A 14,826-nucleotide genomic window follows, 5' to 3' on the forward strand; every position below is an offset into this window, starting at 1 on the left:
GACTGTGCTATTCAGGATGCTGTATCAGCCCCAGTGAAGCCAGTGCCAGTTCATGGGCGCCGGCTGATGCACCGCAGAGCGGGGCGGTATCCGGCATTGCGCTGGCAATGACCCTGGTCGGCATCAGTGTTCTTTGTGGAATTGTGTCTTTCAGTGTTTTCATAAAGGCATCGTGACGGGAAAGCGGACCACCAATCACTATGAGATCCGGATTAACCAGAATACCCGCGTTAGAAATCACGTGGATAATTTTATCCATAGCCGGATGATCGTACAAAGAACGGTTTTCCAGTAAGGCCTTACCCAGCTGGTTCTCTACCACGTAATCCTGGAGGTTCTTCGAACCGTCCACTTTAAAATAGCCTACTTCGCCGGCAATACCTGAACTACCGCGGATAAGGTGCCCGTTGATATAAATGCCGGCACCGATCCCCCGGCCAAAATAAAAGAACATGAAGTTCTTCTCGCCAATAGCATTACCCTGCGAACGTTCCGCCATGGTTGCCCAGTTCACGTCGTTATCAATGGTAATGGGGCAATGGAACATACTGGCAAACAGGGAGGGAAAATTAATATCGTGGGCGAGGGGGAAAGGGGCACCGTGCAGAGGCAATACCTGGCCCGTTTCTGAATTCACCGGGTCGGCAATAGAAATGCCGATGGCGAGGACTGCGCTTTTCGTTCGTGCCACCATGTCTTCAGCCATGGTGGTCAGCTTCTGGAAAAAGGCTTCGCTGCTGTCTATGCGTGTGGACGGCACGTGTGCGGCTTCTACATCGTAGTCGGGGATGGCGTGGCCATTAAGCGCGGCTAATTTGAACTGTTCTTCTGCAACAATATTTTCAGCCAGGTCGGTCAGGCGCATCTGAATGTGCTGACTGTCCAGGGCAACAGACAAGGTAACACCCCGGTTAGCATTAATCTCATAAAGAATACCTGCACGGCCCTGTTTATTCTGGGTTTTCTTTTTCGTTTCATTGACCAGAGACTGGCCCTGCAAACGTCCTGCAGCCTCTGAAATAGTGGGGCGGGAAATGCCAGTAAGCTGAGAGATGGCTGCTCTGCTCATGGGGCCATTTTCGCGAAGACAGCGAAAAAACTGTCTGTCTGTGTCCAGTGCCAGGCCTTGCTGTTGGAGACGCTGACTCGATTGCTTGTGTACGGGCATAGTATTTTTGTTATGGAACAGCTCGCGCTGTTTTATCCTGTTGTTGAATAATTGTTAACGGTAAAGGGACTTAAAAAGTCGTTTTCGTGACACACATTGTTAAAACCAGATCGCTGTTAAAGAGTCTTCTGCACTAAAAAAGTTCAGGGTTTACCGTTGTTTGTTTTTTGTTCTTTTTTGCAATAATTCGGGCTTTACGGAACTTTCTGGTTTCTTTACATTTGTGTGACAGCAAAGTCAGTTTTATTATTGTTTTTTGCTTTGCACCATTCCCTTTTCAGGGGCCTCTATCATCTTCAGGTTATATTCTCTATAACTAATGCTTATATTTTTCCTTTATTTTTCATAGCGAATTTTCAGCCTTTCCAAACAGTGACTTATCATAAAAATTTAATATGACCAATCCTTGCACTCCGGACAGTTGTCACCTTTACTTAACCTGTATTTGTAAATAAAAAGTGCCTGACAGGCCATTTATTCTAATCAGATACAGATAGTAAAATCTGCATTTACCCGCTCATTTAAGACTAAAGAATACTTCAATTTCAAGAAAAAGGTTAATTTTGTTAGGCAGCCTAACAAAATACTTGCAATTGCTTCACAAGGCGGGATATAACTACACCGTTACAATTCGTTAACGTTAAATGGCGACTTGTAACGCGTTACATTGTGAGAATGGGATCACAACGTAACGGTTTGCACAGCGAGTGCGTGATGGGGTTGAGTGAACTGATTGACCAGTGTTTTATGCGCGGTAGTCATCCTCCTCATAAGGGACACGCACTTTAATTCACGTGTGAAAACTCAACTGGAAACCAAACTATGTTTAATAAAACAAAGCTATCTTGCGCAGTGTCAGGGGCACTCTGCGTAATGGTCGCATCACCTGTATTTGCTCAGGACGCACCAGAACAAGTAGAACAGATTGAAGTACGCGGTGTTCGCGGAAGTTTGTCTCAATCTATGAACGTAAAACGTCAGTCTACCGGTGTTGTTGACGCCATCTCTGCTGAAGACATGGGTAAATTCCCGGACACCAACCTGGCAGAATCTCTGCAGCGTATCACTGGTGTTTCTATCAACCGTGTAAACGGTGAAGGTTCAGAAGTTACCGTTCGTGGTTTCGGTGGTAACTTCAACCTGATCACATTAAACGGCCGTCAGATGCCTGCTGCTAACGTAGCATCTATCACCGGTAACCCGCTTGACCAGGGTGCTTCCGGTACAACCCGTTCTTTTGACTTCTCTAACCTGGCATCTGAAGGTGTAAGTGGCATTGAAGTTTATAAGACTGGCCGTGCAGCCGTACCATCAGGTGGTATCGGTGCAACAATTAACATCAATACGTTAAAGCCACTGTCTCAAGGTGAAAACCGTGCCTCTATCGGCGCGAAAGCCATGAAAGACTACAGCGGTGACGGTGTGACACCAGAATTAAGTGGTGTTGCGAACTGGTCAAACGATGACAACACATTTGGTGTAGCTGTGTTCGGTTCTTATCAGGAGCGTGACTCCGGTAGCCGCCACATGAGTGTTGAGAACTACCAGCTGTACAACTGGGATTCAACGTCTCCGGGTACTTTCGGTCTGGTAGACGGCGCTAACGTGACTAACGCACCTGCGGAAGGTCAGTTGGTTGCCATGCCTTCTAACTTAGGTTTAGGTTTGAACGAAGATAACCGTGAACGTCTGAACGGTATGGTTACTTTACAGTTCGCACCTTCAGAGACCTTAACGCTGACTGCTGACGCAACTTATGCCAGCAACGAAATTAACTCTACCTCTGTTGTTGACGGCATCTGGTTTGCCCGTCAGTTCACAGATATGGAATTCGATGGAAACCCGGTTGTTGCCACGCCAATTCGTTTCACTGAAGACATCGATGGTGGTAAAGACTTCTTCTTCCAGAACCTGGTGATGGCCGCTAAAGATGAACTGACATCTTTCGGTTTCAACGCTGACTGGTGGGCAAACGATTCACTGAACCTGCGTTTCGACGCTAACATGGCGAATGCAAAATCTGGCGGTAACGGTCCTTATGGTAAAAACGTAATCCGTTTCAACGTTGCTGGTGCAACTGCCGGCTGGCAAACCATGGACTTCGGTCTGGATATGCCTCAGGCAAGCATTGTTGTTGACGATTCTGTTAAAGGTAACAACAACGGTATTTTCGACCTGGCCGATGTTGGTCCTCAGGTTACCCGTGCCATTTCTTCTGATCAGGAATCTGACGTTAAGCAGTTCCGTTTCGACGGTACCTGGGACGAAGGTTCTGACGTAAAAGTTGACTTCGGTATCGGCTACATGGCGACCGAAATGAATCAGCTTCGTTATGAAACTGAAGCGCAGCTTGGTGGCTGGGGTGTTGCTGATGTAGGTAATATTCCTGAAGGTCTGCTGGAAGTGACTTGTACAGCATGTGCATTTGAAGATCACAACATGAGTGGTGTTGCCGGTGCGGACTCAATTGCTCAGCCTGCAGGTTCAACCACTATTCCTCTGGGTAGCGTATCTTTCCGCGGCAACGCAGTAGACCTGCTGAACGCTGTTGCGCCGGCTTATGGCTTCACCCCGGGTGATCTGCCTTCTGTTGGTGCTCAGAACAACACCGTTAAAGAAGATATCCTGTCTCTGTACGCGATGGCGACAATGGATGGCGAAATCGGTGGTTTCGAAGCTAACTTAGTGGTTGGTGCCCGTTATGAGAAGACAGACGTTGAGTCTATCTCTCTGCAATCTGTACCAGAGCAAATCATCTGGTTGTCAGATAACGACTTCACAATCAGCTATGGCGATCAGACTGAAGCGCTGTCTCAGGATCACTCTTATGAAGCGTTCCTGCCTAACATCGACTTCTCGGTTAACCTGACTGACGATTTGAAAGCCCGTGCTTCTTACAGCATGACGCTGGCTCGCCCTGCGTATAACCAGATGTACACTGCTACCAGCATTGGTGCGCCTGGTCGTCCTACTTACTTAGGCGGTGTGGCATCAGGTAGCCGCGGTAACGCTGCGCTGGATCCACTGGAGTCCAACAACTTCGACCTGTCACTTGAATACTACTATGGTGATTCAAGCATGGTGTCAGTAGGTTACTACCGTAAAGACGTAGACAACTTCGTTGGTACACAGCAGGTTTCTCAAACTCTGTTCGGTCTGCTTGATGCGACTTCAGGTGCAGCCGGTACTGTTTCAGGTGAAGCTATTGCAGAGCTTGAAGCACGTGGTATCGAAGTAACAGAACGTAACTTCTTCACCATGTCTGCGTTGCTTGCAAACCCTGACGTGTTCCCTGGTGGCGCTGATGAGTTCGAAGAAGGTCAGGCATTTGCTGATGACGTATTCGCTAACAACAATGTTGAGCCAATGGCAGGCGACCCTGAAATGGCCTTCGAAGTTACTCAGCCTGTAAACAACCAGAGTGCACGTATCTCCGGTTACGAGTTTGCATGGCAGCACTTCTTCGGTGACAGCGGTTTCGGTTACCAGGCTAACTTCACCATCGTTGACGGTGATATCGGTTACGATGTAGGTGCAGATCCGGCAATCGACCAGTTCGCACTGGAAGGCTTAAGTGACTCAGCTAACTTAGTACTGATTTACGAAAAAGACGGCCTGTCTACCCGTGTTGCTTACAACTGGCGTGATTCCTTCCTGGCGGAAGTAAACCGTGGCGTATCTTCTGTTCGTAACCCATTGTTCATCGATGAGTACAAGCAGGTAGACGTTAACGTAAGTTACGACTTCAGCGAAGACCTGACAGTAAGCATGGACGTAATCAACCTGTTCGAAGAAGGTTCACGTCAATACGGCCGTAGCTACAACAACACGTTCTTCATCCAGGAACTGGACAGACGTATTGTACTGAGTGCCCGCTACAGCTTCTGATAGCTGTCAGCATCCGGTCACAATCCTCCCGGATTGTGACCTTTGATTCTCAGGCCGGTGTGCCCTCGCATGCCGGCCTTAATCCTTACAAACATGACATTGCGCCTGACGGGGTAGCGCGATAACATCCTGCGTATACCTTTCGCTCAACCCGCAGTAACGGGGACCAATCTATGTCTAAACCAGCTGTTCTGAATAACGTCGATCATAAGGATCTGAAAGTTAATACCCGTCCGGGGGCTTTTTCCGGCCATCAGGTAAACCGTACCCGCGTATTCGCGTCTGAAATCAGTGAGCTGCACAAAGAGTTTCCGCTGGTATTTTATAAAGATGCCGACAGTGGCGAGTTGCAGATCCACAGTATTCTGGGGCTCAGCAAGGACGAAAACCTGTTCCTGAGTGAAGACGGATGGACAACCCGTTATATTCCTGCCGTGCTGGGGCGCGGCCCATTCAGTATTGCCTATCGCGAATCTGATGATGCTGCACCGGAGCCATTTATTTGTATTGATATGGACGATCCCCGAGTTGGCGAAGAAGGTGAAGTGGTCTTCCTGCCAATGGGTGGCGAATCCGGTTATCTGAATTATGTAAAAAAGGCATTGCAGACTATTGAAGCCGGTGCCCAATACAACAAAACTCTGTTCACGCTGGTGGAAGAGATGGATCTTCTGGAGCCGGTGAACATCGAGATTAAGCTCAGCAATGTAGAGCAGGTGAATTTCTCCAACTACTATTCTGTCAATCAGGAAAAGCTTTCTCAGCTTGACGGTGACAGTCTGGCAAAGTTAAGTCAGTACGGTATGCTTGGGCCGCTTTACTTTATTTTATCTTCACTGGGTAATTTTCAGCGTTTAATTGATCTGAAGAACGCAAAATCTGCGCTGATTTAGGTACAGTGCTGGTCCGGATTGTCAGTACCGGCTGGTACTGACATTTAAGCCGCTTTTTATTAACGGACAAAAACCATGGTTACACCTTCCCGACAAACCGTAACAGTGTGGGAAGGCATCACACCAGATGCCATCCCGTTTGATGATCTCTTCGCTCTTAACCAGCCGGTTATTCTTAAGGGGCTGGTAAACGACTGGCCAATGGTTAAAGCAGGGCGGACATCCTCCCTGGATACCATGCAGATGCTGGAAGATAACTACAGCAACAAACCCATGCTGGTGTATCGCGCACCATCAGAAATTCAGTCCCGCTTCGGATACAACGATACCTGTACCGGATTTAATTTCTCTGCAGAACGGTCAACGATCCCCGATGTGTTCAACACAATCCGTAATGAGCTCAGTGAACAGGAACATGAATACCTGTACGTTAACTCTCTGGTGCTGAAAGAAGGATTCCCTGCACTGGCAGACAGTCATTCTCTGGCGTTTACCCATCCTGAATTTGAGCAAAATCCGGTAGTCGCGAAAATCTGGCTGGGAACAGAATCTGTAGCCGCTGCACATTTTGATCAACCTAAAAATCTGGCCTGCTGCGTTGTGGGCAAACGCCGGTTCATGTTGTTTCCGCCGGAACAGGTGGAGAACCTTTATCCCGGGCCGCTGCATCCTACGCCGGGCGGTCAGGTTGTTACGCTGGCGAATCTCGCTGACCCTGACTTTGATAAGTTCCCCCGCCTTAAAGAGGCAATGGACAATGCGTGGATTGCTGACCTGGAACCCGGTGACGGCCTTTATTACCCCAGTATGTGGTGGCATGAAGTTACGGCATACGACCGCTTTAACGTAATGGTTAATTTCTGGTGGATGACCACTGAGCGTCATAAAGGCAATCCCATGGATGTGCTGTTACACGGCATGATGAGTTTGCGGGAAAAACCAGAACAGGAAAAACAAGCGTGGAAGGCGTTGTTTGATTATTACGTGTTTGGTGATGCGCAGCGTGTTCGTGAACATCTTCCGCCGGAGAGCCGCGGTGCGCTGGGGGAAATGGACGACATTAACGCCAGGCGTTTGCGTTCCATGTTAATCAGTAACCTGAACCGGTAAGGAGCAGGCGTGAGCGAAAATAAAAAAACAAAAGTTGTCATTGCCGGTGGTGGTACAGCCGGCTGGCTGACTGCATTCAGTTTGGCTACCAGGCTGGGAAATTTACTCGACATTACGCTGGTTGAATCCGACCAGATTGGCACCGTGGGTGTGGGCGAAGCCACTATTCCTACCATGCGCAGTTTCCATCAGTTGATGGGCATAAACGAACAGGAATTTATGTCTGCCACCCAGGCCACATTCAAACTGGGCATTCAGTTTGAAAATTGGGGGTGTAAAGATGAAAACTATCTGCATTCCTTTGGCGAAATTGGTCAGCGCGCCTGGATGGCAGAGTTTCACGCTTTCTGGATGGCGGCAAAAGAAAATGGCTACAGTGCCGGACTGGACGACTTCTGTCTTGAGCTGAAAGCCGCCAGAGAAGGTAAGTTTGCCTTGGCGGCGGGTAAGAAACCACTGAATTATGCCTTTCATCTGGATGCCACGGCCTATGCCGCCTGGCTGCGTAAAAAGAGTGAAGCCGCCGGTGTAAAGCGCATTGAAGGCAAAATTGCTACAGTGGATCTCCACAGTGAAACTGGCAACATTACGGCATTAAAGCTGGAGAAGGGCAAGGTCATAGCCGGTGATGTGTTTATTGACTGCACTGGCTTTCGCGGACTGCTTATTGGTGAACACCTGGGTGTTGAGTACGAAGACTGGAGTCATTATCTCGCAGCCGACAGCGCCATTGCTGTGCAAACTGAGTCCGTTGAACCACCTTTACCTTACACCCGTGCTATTGCTCACGATGCCGGCTGGCAGTGGCGTATACCGCTGCAAACCCGCACCGGTAACGGCATTGTCTATTCCAGTCGTTTTCTCAGCGATGAAGAGGCTGAAAAGACACTGCTGGCAAACCTTGACGGCAAGCCCCTGACTCAACCACGGAAACTGAAGTTTAAAACCGGAAGGCGGGTAAAGGCGTGGCATAAGAACTGTGTCGCCATCGGTTTATCCGGCGGCTTTCTGGAGCCGCTTGAATCAACCAGTATTCACCTGGTCACCACGGCACTTATCCGTCTTATGAAGTTATTTCCGTTTTCGGATAATTTTGGAATATTAGCCGAAAGGTTTAACGAGGAAACGGCGGTTGAACTTGAAACTATCCGGGACTTTATTATCCTTCATTATCATCAGACTACACGTGATGACAGTCCGTTCTGGAACCACTACAGGACAATGGATGTGCCCGGTTCGCTGAAACACAGACTGTCGATTTTTCGTGAAAATGGTTATGTGTGGCCTGACGATGTATCGCTGTTCAGAGTGGACTCATGGGTACAGGTTATGATGGGGCAGGGACTGATGCCCGGAAGCTATCATCAGGCCGGTAAATTGCTCCCGCCTGAAGGACTGAAACAACAGTTAACAGCGTTAAAGAATCAAATTGATAACCAGTTGGCGCAATTGCCGCCACACGCACAATTCATAGAGAAATATTGCCCGGCAGGGAAGGTGGGTTAATTTTCAGGAGACTGGAAAATGACGAACCGTGTTGTAATTGTAGGTGGTGGTGCCGCCGGATGGCTGACAGCAGGCATCCTGGCCGCAAAAAATGGCGAAAAATCCGGATGCACACATCCGGTTCGCATTGAACTGGTTGAATCTCCCAACGTTAAAAACCTCATGGTAGGCGAGGGCACCTGGCCTACCATGCGGGATACTCTCCGCCAGATTGGCATTTCTGAAAAAGACTTCATGCAGTTCTGCAATGCCGGGTTTAAACAGGCTTCTAAGTTTGTGGGCTGGCAATATGGTAACGGAGAGCATTACTATCATCCGTTCACTGCGCCGGCTGGGTACGGCGCGGTGAATCTGTCGCAATATTTTCTTAAGAATCGTCCAGGTTCTGATTTTGAAACACTGGTCTGTGCCCAGGGGGCTGTATGTGAGCAGTCACTAGCGCCAAAGACGCTTGCAACGCCGGAATTTGCCTTTGCTCTGAATTACGGTTATCACCTCAACGCCGGTAAATTTACTGAAATGCTGCGTTTGCACTGCACGCAGAAATTAGGTGTGGTGCATACCACCGGACATGTCGAACAGGTTAATGGTGCGCCGGACGGTGATATTGCTTCAGTAACATTGTCGGATGGCCGTGTCATTGAAGGTGATTTGTTTATTGATTGCAGTGGTTTTAAAGCACTATTGCTGAACGGGTTTTATAATGTTCCTATGGTGTGCAGGCGTGATCAGTTGTTTAATGATGCTGCGCTGGCACTTCAGGTGCCTTATCGTGACGAAAATGCGCCGGTAGCTTCAGCAACCGTAGCAACGGCACAAAAGCACGGTTGGATTTGGGATATTGCCTTGTCCGGCCGCCGGGGTATTGGCCATGTATTTTCCCGCCAGTACTGCTCGGCTGATCAGGCTCAGGATGCACTGATGCAGTATGTGAAAAATGACCCGCATCTGGATGCATCAAAAGCAGAGCCCCGGTTAATCACCTTTGAACCCGGTCACCGTTCTGTGTTCTGGCACCGCAACTGTGTAGCCATTGGCGTGTCAGCCGGATTCGTGGAGCCTCTTGAAGCAACGGCGCTGGTGCTGGTGGAAAAATCCGTTGAATGGATAAGCCACCAGTTTCCCCGTTGCCGCAATGCCATGACGGTACTGGCTAAACGGTATAATGAAATCACCCACAGCCGGTGGGAAGAGATCATCGACTTTATCAAGCTGCATTACGTGTTGTCGTCCCGGGATGACAGTGAATACTGGCGTGCTCACCGCGATGCAGCCTCAGTGCCGCAAAGCCTGAAAGACTCTCTGGCATTGTGGCAAACCCAGCCGCCCTGGCTTTACGAGAGCGATCGCCGTCTGGAGCTGTTTTCCTCAGCCAGTAAGCAATACGTGCTGATGGGCATGCAATCTACATTCGGTGAGGCGTGTACAGGCCTGTCGCAACATGAAATGCGGGTGGCGGATAAGGCTTTAAATGATGTGCGACGCTCGACAGAGCAATTGCTGAATGGCTTACCTACCAACCGCGAGTTTTTGTCACGGCTGGCAGGCGCAGTTAAAAAGGACTGCAGGGCTAGCGCTTAGCCCCCGCTATTTTTTCAGCCAGAGCCTTAGAAACAGGCATAGGTTTAAACGCACTGACGTTTCCACCGCCGGTGTTTCCCGCCGGGACCAGACCTGCAAAGGTCTTCGTGGCGGCGCCGGTGATACGTATGATCTGAGCAATCACTTCGCGGATGTCGGTTCGCTGCCAGGCCCACAGCAACATCAGAATATGAACACGGGTATGCCAGTACGTTGAAAGCTGCCCCAGCACATGTGCATTTTCCAGATGCTTAAATGCACTTTGCCACTGCCCGTTAATTTGTAAAGACCGGGCCATGACCAGTTCGCGGCGAACAGGCATGGCGATGTTTTTTGTAAAATTTCCCATGTGATGGCTTCCTGTTCAGTTTTTTAATGACAGCTGCTTTGCATATTATTGCCGGAAAACCACTTGTCCTTCGCTGCCTGCCAGCTGTTACGTACCATCAGTGCGCCGAGCACTACCGCACACAATGCGTAAAAGGCATTTACTGTTTCGCCGTGATGGTGGGCTCCCTCACCGGTGGGGATAAAAGATTGCCAGTTAAATGCCTCCACCGCCGCATTCAGCAGGTAACCCAAACCGATGCTGGCTGTGAGAATGCAGAACAAATAGATGATAAGAGAGCGGCGGCCGAGTTCGCGGCCAATCATGCCCATGGTAGAAATATTGGTTGCCGGACCTGCAAGCAAAAACACCAGGATCGCACCGGGTGACAGGCCTGCAGACAGGAACCCAACGGCAAGAGGTGTTGATGCCGTTGCACAGATATACATAGGGATCCCGATCAGCGCCATGACCAGCATAGCCAGAAAACCATCGCCCCATTGGGTCAGAAAAGATACCGGTACCCAGGTCTGAATGGCTGCAGCCAGCGTAAGGCCAATGAGTAACCACATGGTGATATCTTCCAGTAGTTTACCTGTAGCGAACTGCCAGATTTGAACGACTTTATTCTCTTTTTCTGATTCGACCTGAGTTGAGCTGCAACAGGAAGACGTTTCTGCAGGTGCCGGTGTAGTGACTTTCGTGTCACAGCAACTATTTTGCGCTGCAGGCTTTTCACTGCTGCAACAGGATTTAACCGGCGCAACCACTTCCGCTTTTGAGGCACAACAAGACGATACCGGTTCCTGCACCGGTGCTTTACTGCTGCAGCAACTATCCTGCTCAACCTTTCCCGGGGTAGCAGATGAAGAAGAAATGTCCTGTTCGTCTTTCACAAACCACTTCACCATTAAACCGGTATAAATGGCGCTGAAGATGGCTGCAACAGGGCGAACCACAGCGAACACGGGGCCGAGCAGGGCGTAGGAAACCGATATTGAATCTACTCCTGTTTCCGGTGTGGAAACGAGAAAGGATGCGGTGGCCGGCTTCGAAGCACCGCTTCTTCTTAATCCCAGTGCGGCGGGAATGACTCCGCATGAGCACAGTGGTAATGGTGCACCGATGAAGGCAGATTTTATCACCGCCCCCACGCTGTTCTTACCCATATGTTTCTGCAACAAGCTCACGGGGACGAGCTCGTGCATTATGCCGGCAACCAGTAAGCCCATGAGTAACCACGGCGCTGATTCCATAAACAGACCAAAGAAATTGGTGAGTAATAGCGTGATATCGTTCATAGCGGTTTTTCTGAGTCCAGTAGTTGTAGAATCGTGCAATGCTGAGCACTTTCAGGTCCGCCATCGCACAAATTATTCATTTGAAGCAGAGACTGACGGATTCGCTCAAGTTCATTAATTTTAGCAGTCACTTGCTGCAGCTTTTGTTCGGTGACTTTCTTTACCTCGCCACAGGTGTGGGTATCAGGATGCAGTTTCAGCTCCATGAGTTCGCTGATTTCATTCAGCGTGAAACCCACCGTTTTGGTACGCTGAATAAACAAAAGCTTTTCCACGTCGTCTGCAGAATACAGGCGATAACCTGCATCAGAGCGTTCGGAAGGCGTTAGCAAACCCTTGCTCTCGTAAAAGCGAATGGTGTCGTTACTCAGGTCAGTCAGGCGGGCCAGTTCGCCTATTTTCAGCAAGTCTGATTTTTTCATAGTGCTTACTATAAACCCTGGAGTTAACTCCAGAGTCAAATGTTTTTACATAAATATAGAAGCCGGATCAGCGTAGACGGGGATTTATAGATAACGGGAGGAAATTACACGATTTACCGGCTGGCAATTTTACTTGCTTCGTTTAGTTTATCCGGACAGCGAATCCGTCTGTGATTCAATCTATACAAAACTGTATAGATCCGGCAATGATGTCGCAATATGCAGTGTGGCAGTCTGTTAACTCCGGCACACCTTGTGTCATTAACAGGAGATATCCCATGCAAAACGCAATTAAACATTTCATTATTCCGGCAACATTGATTTTAGCCAGCGCCGGTGCCAGCGCTGACAACGATGATATCCGCGCTTTCCATGAAGCAAAGATCACTCTGCAACAGGCCATTGAAGCGGCCGTAAAACATCATGGTGGCCAACCTTTTGAAGCATCTATTGATGACGACAGTTTCAGCCCTGCCTATGAAGTGTCTGTGGTTAAACGTAGCCGGGTATTTGATATCAGAGTGGATGCACTCAGTGGTGAAGTTACAGGTATCAGAGAGGACTATGACGATTAAGGCATGGCAAAACCATTTTTACAAACCCGCTAAGGAGGGCTGATGCGCGTCTTACTTGCTGAAGACGATAAGGATACCGCCGCATTTATTGTGAGAGGTTTGCAGGAACATGGTCATGTGACTGACCATGTCACCTGCGGGCCCGATGCTCTGTTGTCAGGTATTGAACAGGAATACGATGTTATGGTATTCGACCGGATGATGCCCGGACTTGACGGGCTGTCTCTGTTAAAAAGTTTACGGGTAGCGGGAAATACCACGCCTGCCATATTTCTGACTGCGGTCAGCGGCATCCATGATCGTGTAGAGGGGCTGGCTGTGGCGGAAGATTATCTGGTAAAACCTTTTGCATTTGCTGAGTTATATGCCCGCCTTTGCAGTCTGACGCGCAGGCCCGTACTTAAAACTGAATCAACCGCACTGATGTGTGGTGATTTAGCAATGAATTTACTGACAAGAACCATTACCCGCGGGAAAAGAGCGCTGCAGCTTCAGCCCACAGAATTCAGGTTGCTGGAGTATTTCCTTCGTAATCAGGGGCAGGTTATTACCAGAACCATGTTGCTGGAATCCGTGTGGGATTTACACTTCGATCCAAAAACAAATGTTGTGGAAACTCATATCAGCCGGCTACGTGCCAAGTTAAACGATGGCAACGAGCCCTGCTTGCTGCGGACAGTCAGAGGTGCGGGGTATATTCTTGATAAACCGTCTGCTTCATAACAAAGGGTTCCGCCTTCTTATCATCACCACGGCGTGCTTCAGTCTTGCCTGTATCTTGTTGGGATTATTTATTTCTGTGCGGATGCAAAACACCCTGGAATCCCAAATCCGGACCCATATTTTGCAGGAAGCGCGCAGTTTACTTGTTGATTACGAACAGGACGGGCTACCGGAATTGCTGCATGATGTAAGGGAAAGGTTTGAGCTGCGGGATATCGATAATTTGCTCCACGCGCTCAGAAGCCCTGACGGGAAAGTGCTGTTTGACAAAGATATTGTACATGAAAGGAGTAGTGAGGACTGGTATCACACCAGCCGTAATCCGGCGGTGCTTGTTAACGTCACCCGGTTAGAAAATGGTTATGCTCTGTTTGTCGGTGAACGGTTAACTGCCATCGACGATCTGAAGGTTTTGTTGCGAAACAATGTGTTGTTATTTCTCGGCTGTACGGTGCTTCTGAGCCTGGTAACAGGATTGCTTGTTACCCGTAATTTTATGGCCAGAGTTGATGAGGTCACCACGGCGACCCGCCTGGTTGGCCGGCATTCATTGTCAAACCGGCTTCCGGTTTCACCGGCGAATGATGATTTTGACCGGCTGGCGGTGGCAATAAACGGAATGCTGGAAAGAATTGAAACGCTGGTGCATGAGATTCGTCACGTAACCAACAGTGTTGCACATGATTTACGTACGCCCTTATCGCGGGTAAGACAAGAACTTGAACTGCTGTCCGCCACAAGTGATAAAGACGCTGCCAGAATAGAACGTACTGTCTCTATGCTCGACGGTACGTTGAGTACGTTTACTGCCATGCTGCAACTGGCTGAGCTTGAATCGGATCCCGTTCCGCGACAACTTCAGACAGTTTCTTTGAGCAATCTTGTGACTAATATTGTGGACTTGTACAGGCCTGATGCTGAGGAAAAGGGACAGACACTGCTGTTACAGGAAGGCCAGATCCCTGATATGCGTGGTGACCCGTCACTATTAAATCAGCTTATTGTTAATTTAGTCGAAAATGCCATTAGCTACAGTGGTGAAAACAGTACAGTCAGGATTGAACTGAGCAAAGATAATCATGACAACATTATTTTGAAAGTCAGTGATAATGGTCCCGGCGTATCTGTTAATGATGCAGAAAAATTGCTTCAGCCATTTTTCAGGGCTGACAGGAGCAGAACCACATCAGGCACAGGACTGGGCCTGAGTATTGTTAAGGCGATTGCCTCCTTGCACAACGGCGAAGTAAAACTTAACACCGCCGGGCAGGGGCTTGGAGTGGAAGTAACATTCAGGCGGCAATTTAATAGCGGGTGAGTTTCCCTTCCAT

General features: G+C 49.0%; 12 protein-coding genes. 8 read left to right on the plus strand and 4 right to left on the minus strand.

The window, feature by feature from the left end:
- Window positions 1–7: 7 nt before the first annotated feature.
- Complete coding sequence (locus DS731_RS05075; protein WP_161599100.1) at window positions 8–1,069, minus strand: ROK family protein; 1,062 nt, start codon at window positions 1,067–1,069, stop codon at window positions 8–10.
- A 972-nt stretch (window positions 1,070–2,041) separates the two neighbouring features.
- On the opposite strand from DS731_RS05075, the gene DS731_RS05080 reads away from it, so the two are divergent.
- The 5 genes from DS731_RS05080 to DS731_RS05100 all read left to right on the plus strand — a co-directional run bounded on the left by DS731_RS05080 (window position 2,042) and on the right by DS731_RS05100 (window position 10,146).
- On the plus strand, window positions 2,042–5,056 hold the full coding sequence (locus DS731_RS05080; RefSeq protein ID WP_232373483.1) for a TonB-dependent receptor: 3,015 nt from the start codon (window positions 2,042–2,044) through the stop codon (window positions 5,054–5,056).
- A 173-nt stretch (window positions 5,057–5,229) separates the two neighbouring features.
- The gene (locus tag DS731_RS05085; protein ID WP_119500306.1) at window positions 5,230–5,949 is read left to right on the plus strand and encodes a SapC family protein; all 720 of its coding nucleotides are present in this window, start codon (window positions 5,230–5,232) and stop codon (window positions 5,947–5,949) included.
- A 75-nt stretch (window positions 5,950–6,024) separates the two neighbouring features.
- On the plus strand, window positions 6,025–7,059 hold the full coding sequence (locus tag DS731_RS05090; RefSeq protein ID WP_119500307.1) for a cupin-like domain-containing protein: 1,035 nt from the start codon (window positions 6,025–6,027) through the stop codon (window positions 7,057–7,059).
- A gap of 9 nt (window positions 7,060–7,068) precedes the next feature.
- The gene (locus DS731_RS05095) at window positions 7,069–8,565 is read left to right on the plus strand and encodes a tryptophan halogenase family protein (protein WP_119500308.1); all 1,497 of its coding nucleotides are present in this window, start codon (window positions 7,069–7,071) and stop codon (window positions 8,563–8,565) included.
- Window positions 8,566–8,583: 18 nt separating this feature from the next.
- A complete protein-coding gene (locus DS731_RS05100; RefSeq protein WP_119500309.1) occupies window positions 8,584–10,146 on the plus strand; it encodes a tryptophan halogenase family protein in 1,563 nt (520 codons plus the stop codon).
- Here the strand turns inward: DS731_RS05100 and DS731_RS05105 are convergent.
- Genes DS731_RS05105 through zntR form a run of 3 tightly spaced genes read right to left on the minus strand, consistent with a single transcriptional unit; the run spans window position 10,136 to window position 12,197 of the window.
- The gene (locus DS731_RS05105; protein ID WP_119500310.1) at window positions 10,136–10,495 is read right to left on the minus strand and encodes a DUF3703 domain-containing protein; all 360 of its coding nucleotides are present in this window, start codon (window positions 10,493–10,495) and stop codon (window positions 10,136–10,138) included. The genes DS731_RS05100 and DS731_RS05105 overlap by 11 nt on opposite strands.
- A 23-nt stretch (window positions 10,496–10,518) precedes the next feature.
- A complete protein-coding gene (locus tag DS731_RS05110) occupies window positions 10,519–11,775 on the minus strand; it encodes an SO_0444 family Cu/Zn efflux transporter (RefSeq protein WP_119500311.1) in 1,257 nt (418 codons plus the stop codon).
- Window positions 11,772–12,197, minus strand: a complete 426-nt coding sequence (gene zntR / locus DS731_RS05115) for a Zn(2+)-responsive transcriptional regulator (protein ID WP_202980706.1) — start codon at window positions 12,195–12,197, stop codon at window positions 11,772–11,774. The genes DS731_RS05110 and zntR overlap by 4 nt, the downstream gene beginning before the upstream one ends.
- Window positions 12,198–12,475: 278 nt before the next feature.
- On the opposite strand from zntR, the gene DS731_RS05120 reads away from it, so the two are divergent.
- The 3 genes from DS731_RS05120 to DS731_RS05130 are packed head-to-tail and all read left to right on the plus strand — an operon-like array spanning window position 12,476 to window position 14,813.
- A complete protein-coding gene (locus DS731_RS05120; protein ID WP_119500312.1) occupies window positions 12,476–12,772 on the plus strand; it encodes a PepSY domain-containing protein in 297 nt (98 codons plus the stop codon).
- 42 nt (window positions 12,773–12,814) lie between these two features.
- Window positions 12,815–13,495, plus strand: coding sequence for a response regulator transcription factor (locus DS731_RS05125; protein ID WP_119503310.1), 681 nt, complete (start codon window positions 12,815–12,817; stop codon window positions 13,493–13,495).
- A complete protein-coding gene (locus tag DS731_RS05130; protein ID WP_161599101.1) occupies window positions 13,473–14,813 on the plus strand; it encodes a sensor histidine kinase in 1,341 nt (446 codons plus the stop codon). Before DS731_RS05125 ends, DS731_RS05130 begins: the two co-directional genes overlap by 23 nt.
- Window positions 14,814–14,826 lie beyond the last annotated feature (13 nt).

Origin of the sequence: Alteromonas sp. RKMC-009 (assembly GCF_003584565.2) — a bacterium.
Classification (GTDB): domain Bacteria; phylum Pseudomonadota; class Gammaproteobacteria; order Enterobacterales; family Alteromonadaceae; genus Alteromonas.

What these genes read in the sequence shown, in the direction of transcription:
- DS731_RS05080 (WP_232373483.1), top strand. Translation starts at nt 2,042, where the DNA reads ATGGTCGCATCACCTGTATTTGCTCAGGACGCACCAGAACAAGTAGAA.
- DS731_RS05125 (WP_119503310.1), top strand. Translation starts at nt 12,815, where the DNA reads ATGCGCGTCTTACTTGCTGAAGACGATAAGGATACCGCCGCATTTATT.
- DS731_RS05120 (WP_119500312.1), top strand. Translation starts at nt 12,476, where the DNA reads ATGCAAAACGCAATTAAACATTTCATTATTCCGGCAACATTGATTTTA.
- DS731_RS05090 (WP_119500307.1), top strand. Translation starts at nt 6,025, where the DNA reads ATGGTTACACCTTCCCGACAAACCGTAACAGTGTGGGAAGGCATCACA.
- DS731_RS05105 (WP_119500310.1), bottom strand. Translation starts at nt 10,495, where the DNA reads ATGGGAAATTTTACAAAAAACATCGCCATGCCTGTTCGCCGCGAACTG.
- DS731_RS05075 (WP_161599100.1), bottom strand. Translation starts at nt 1,069, where the DNA reads ATGAGCAGAGCAGCCATCTCTCAGCTTACTGGCATTTCCCGCCCCACT.
- DS731_RS05110 (WP_119500311.1), bottom strand. Translation starts at nt 11,775, where the DNA reads ATGAACGATATCACGCTATTACTCACCAATTTCTTTGGTCTGTTTATG.
- DS731_RS05085 (WP_119500306.1), top strand. Translation starts at nt 5,230, where the DNA reads ATGTCTAAACCAGCTGTTCTGAATAACGTCGATCATAAGGATCTGAAA.
- DS731_RS05100 (WP_119500309.1), top strand. Translation starts at nt 8,584, where the DNA reads ATGACGAACCGTGTTGTAATTGTAGGTGGTGGTGCCGCCGGATGGCTG.
- zntR (WP_202980706.1), bottom strand. Translation starts at nt 12,197, where the DNA reads ATGAAAAAATCAGACTTGCTGAAAATAGGCGAACTGGCCCGCCTGACT.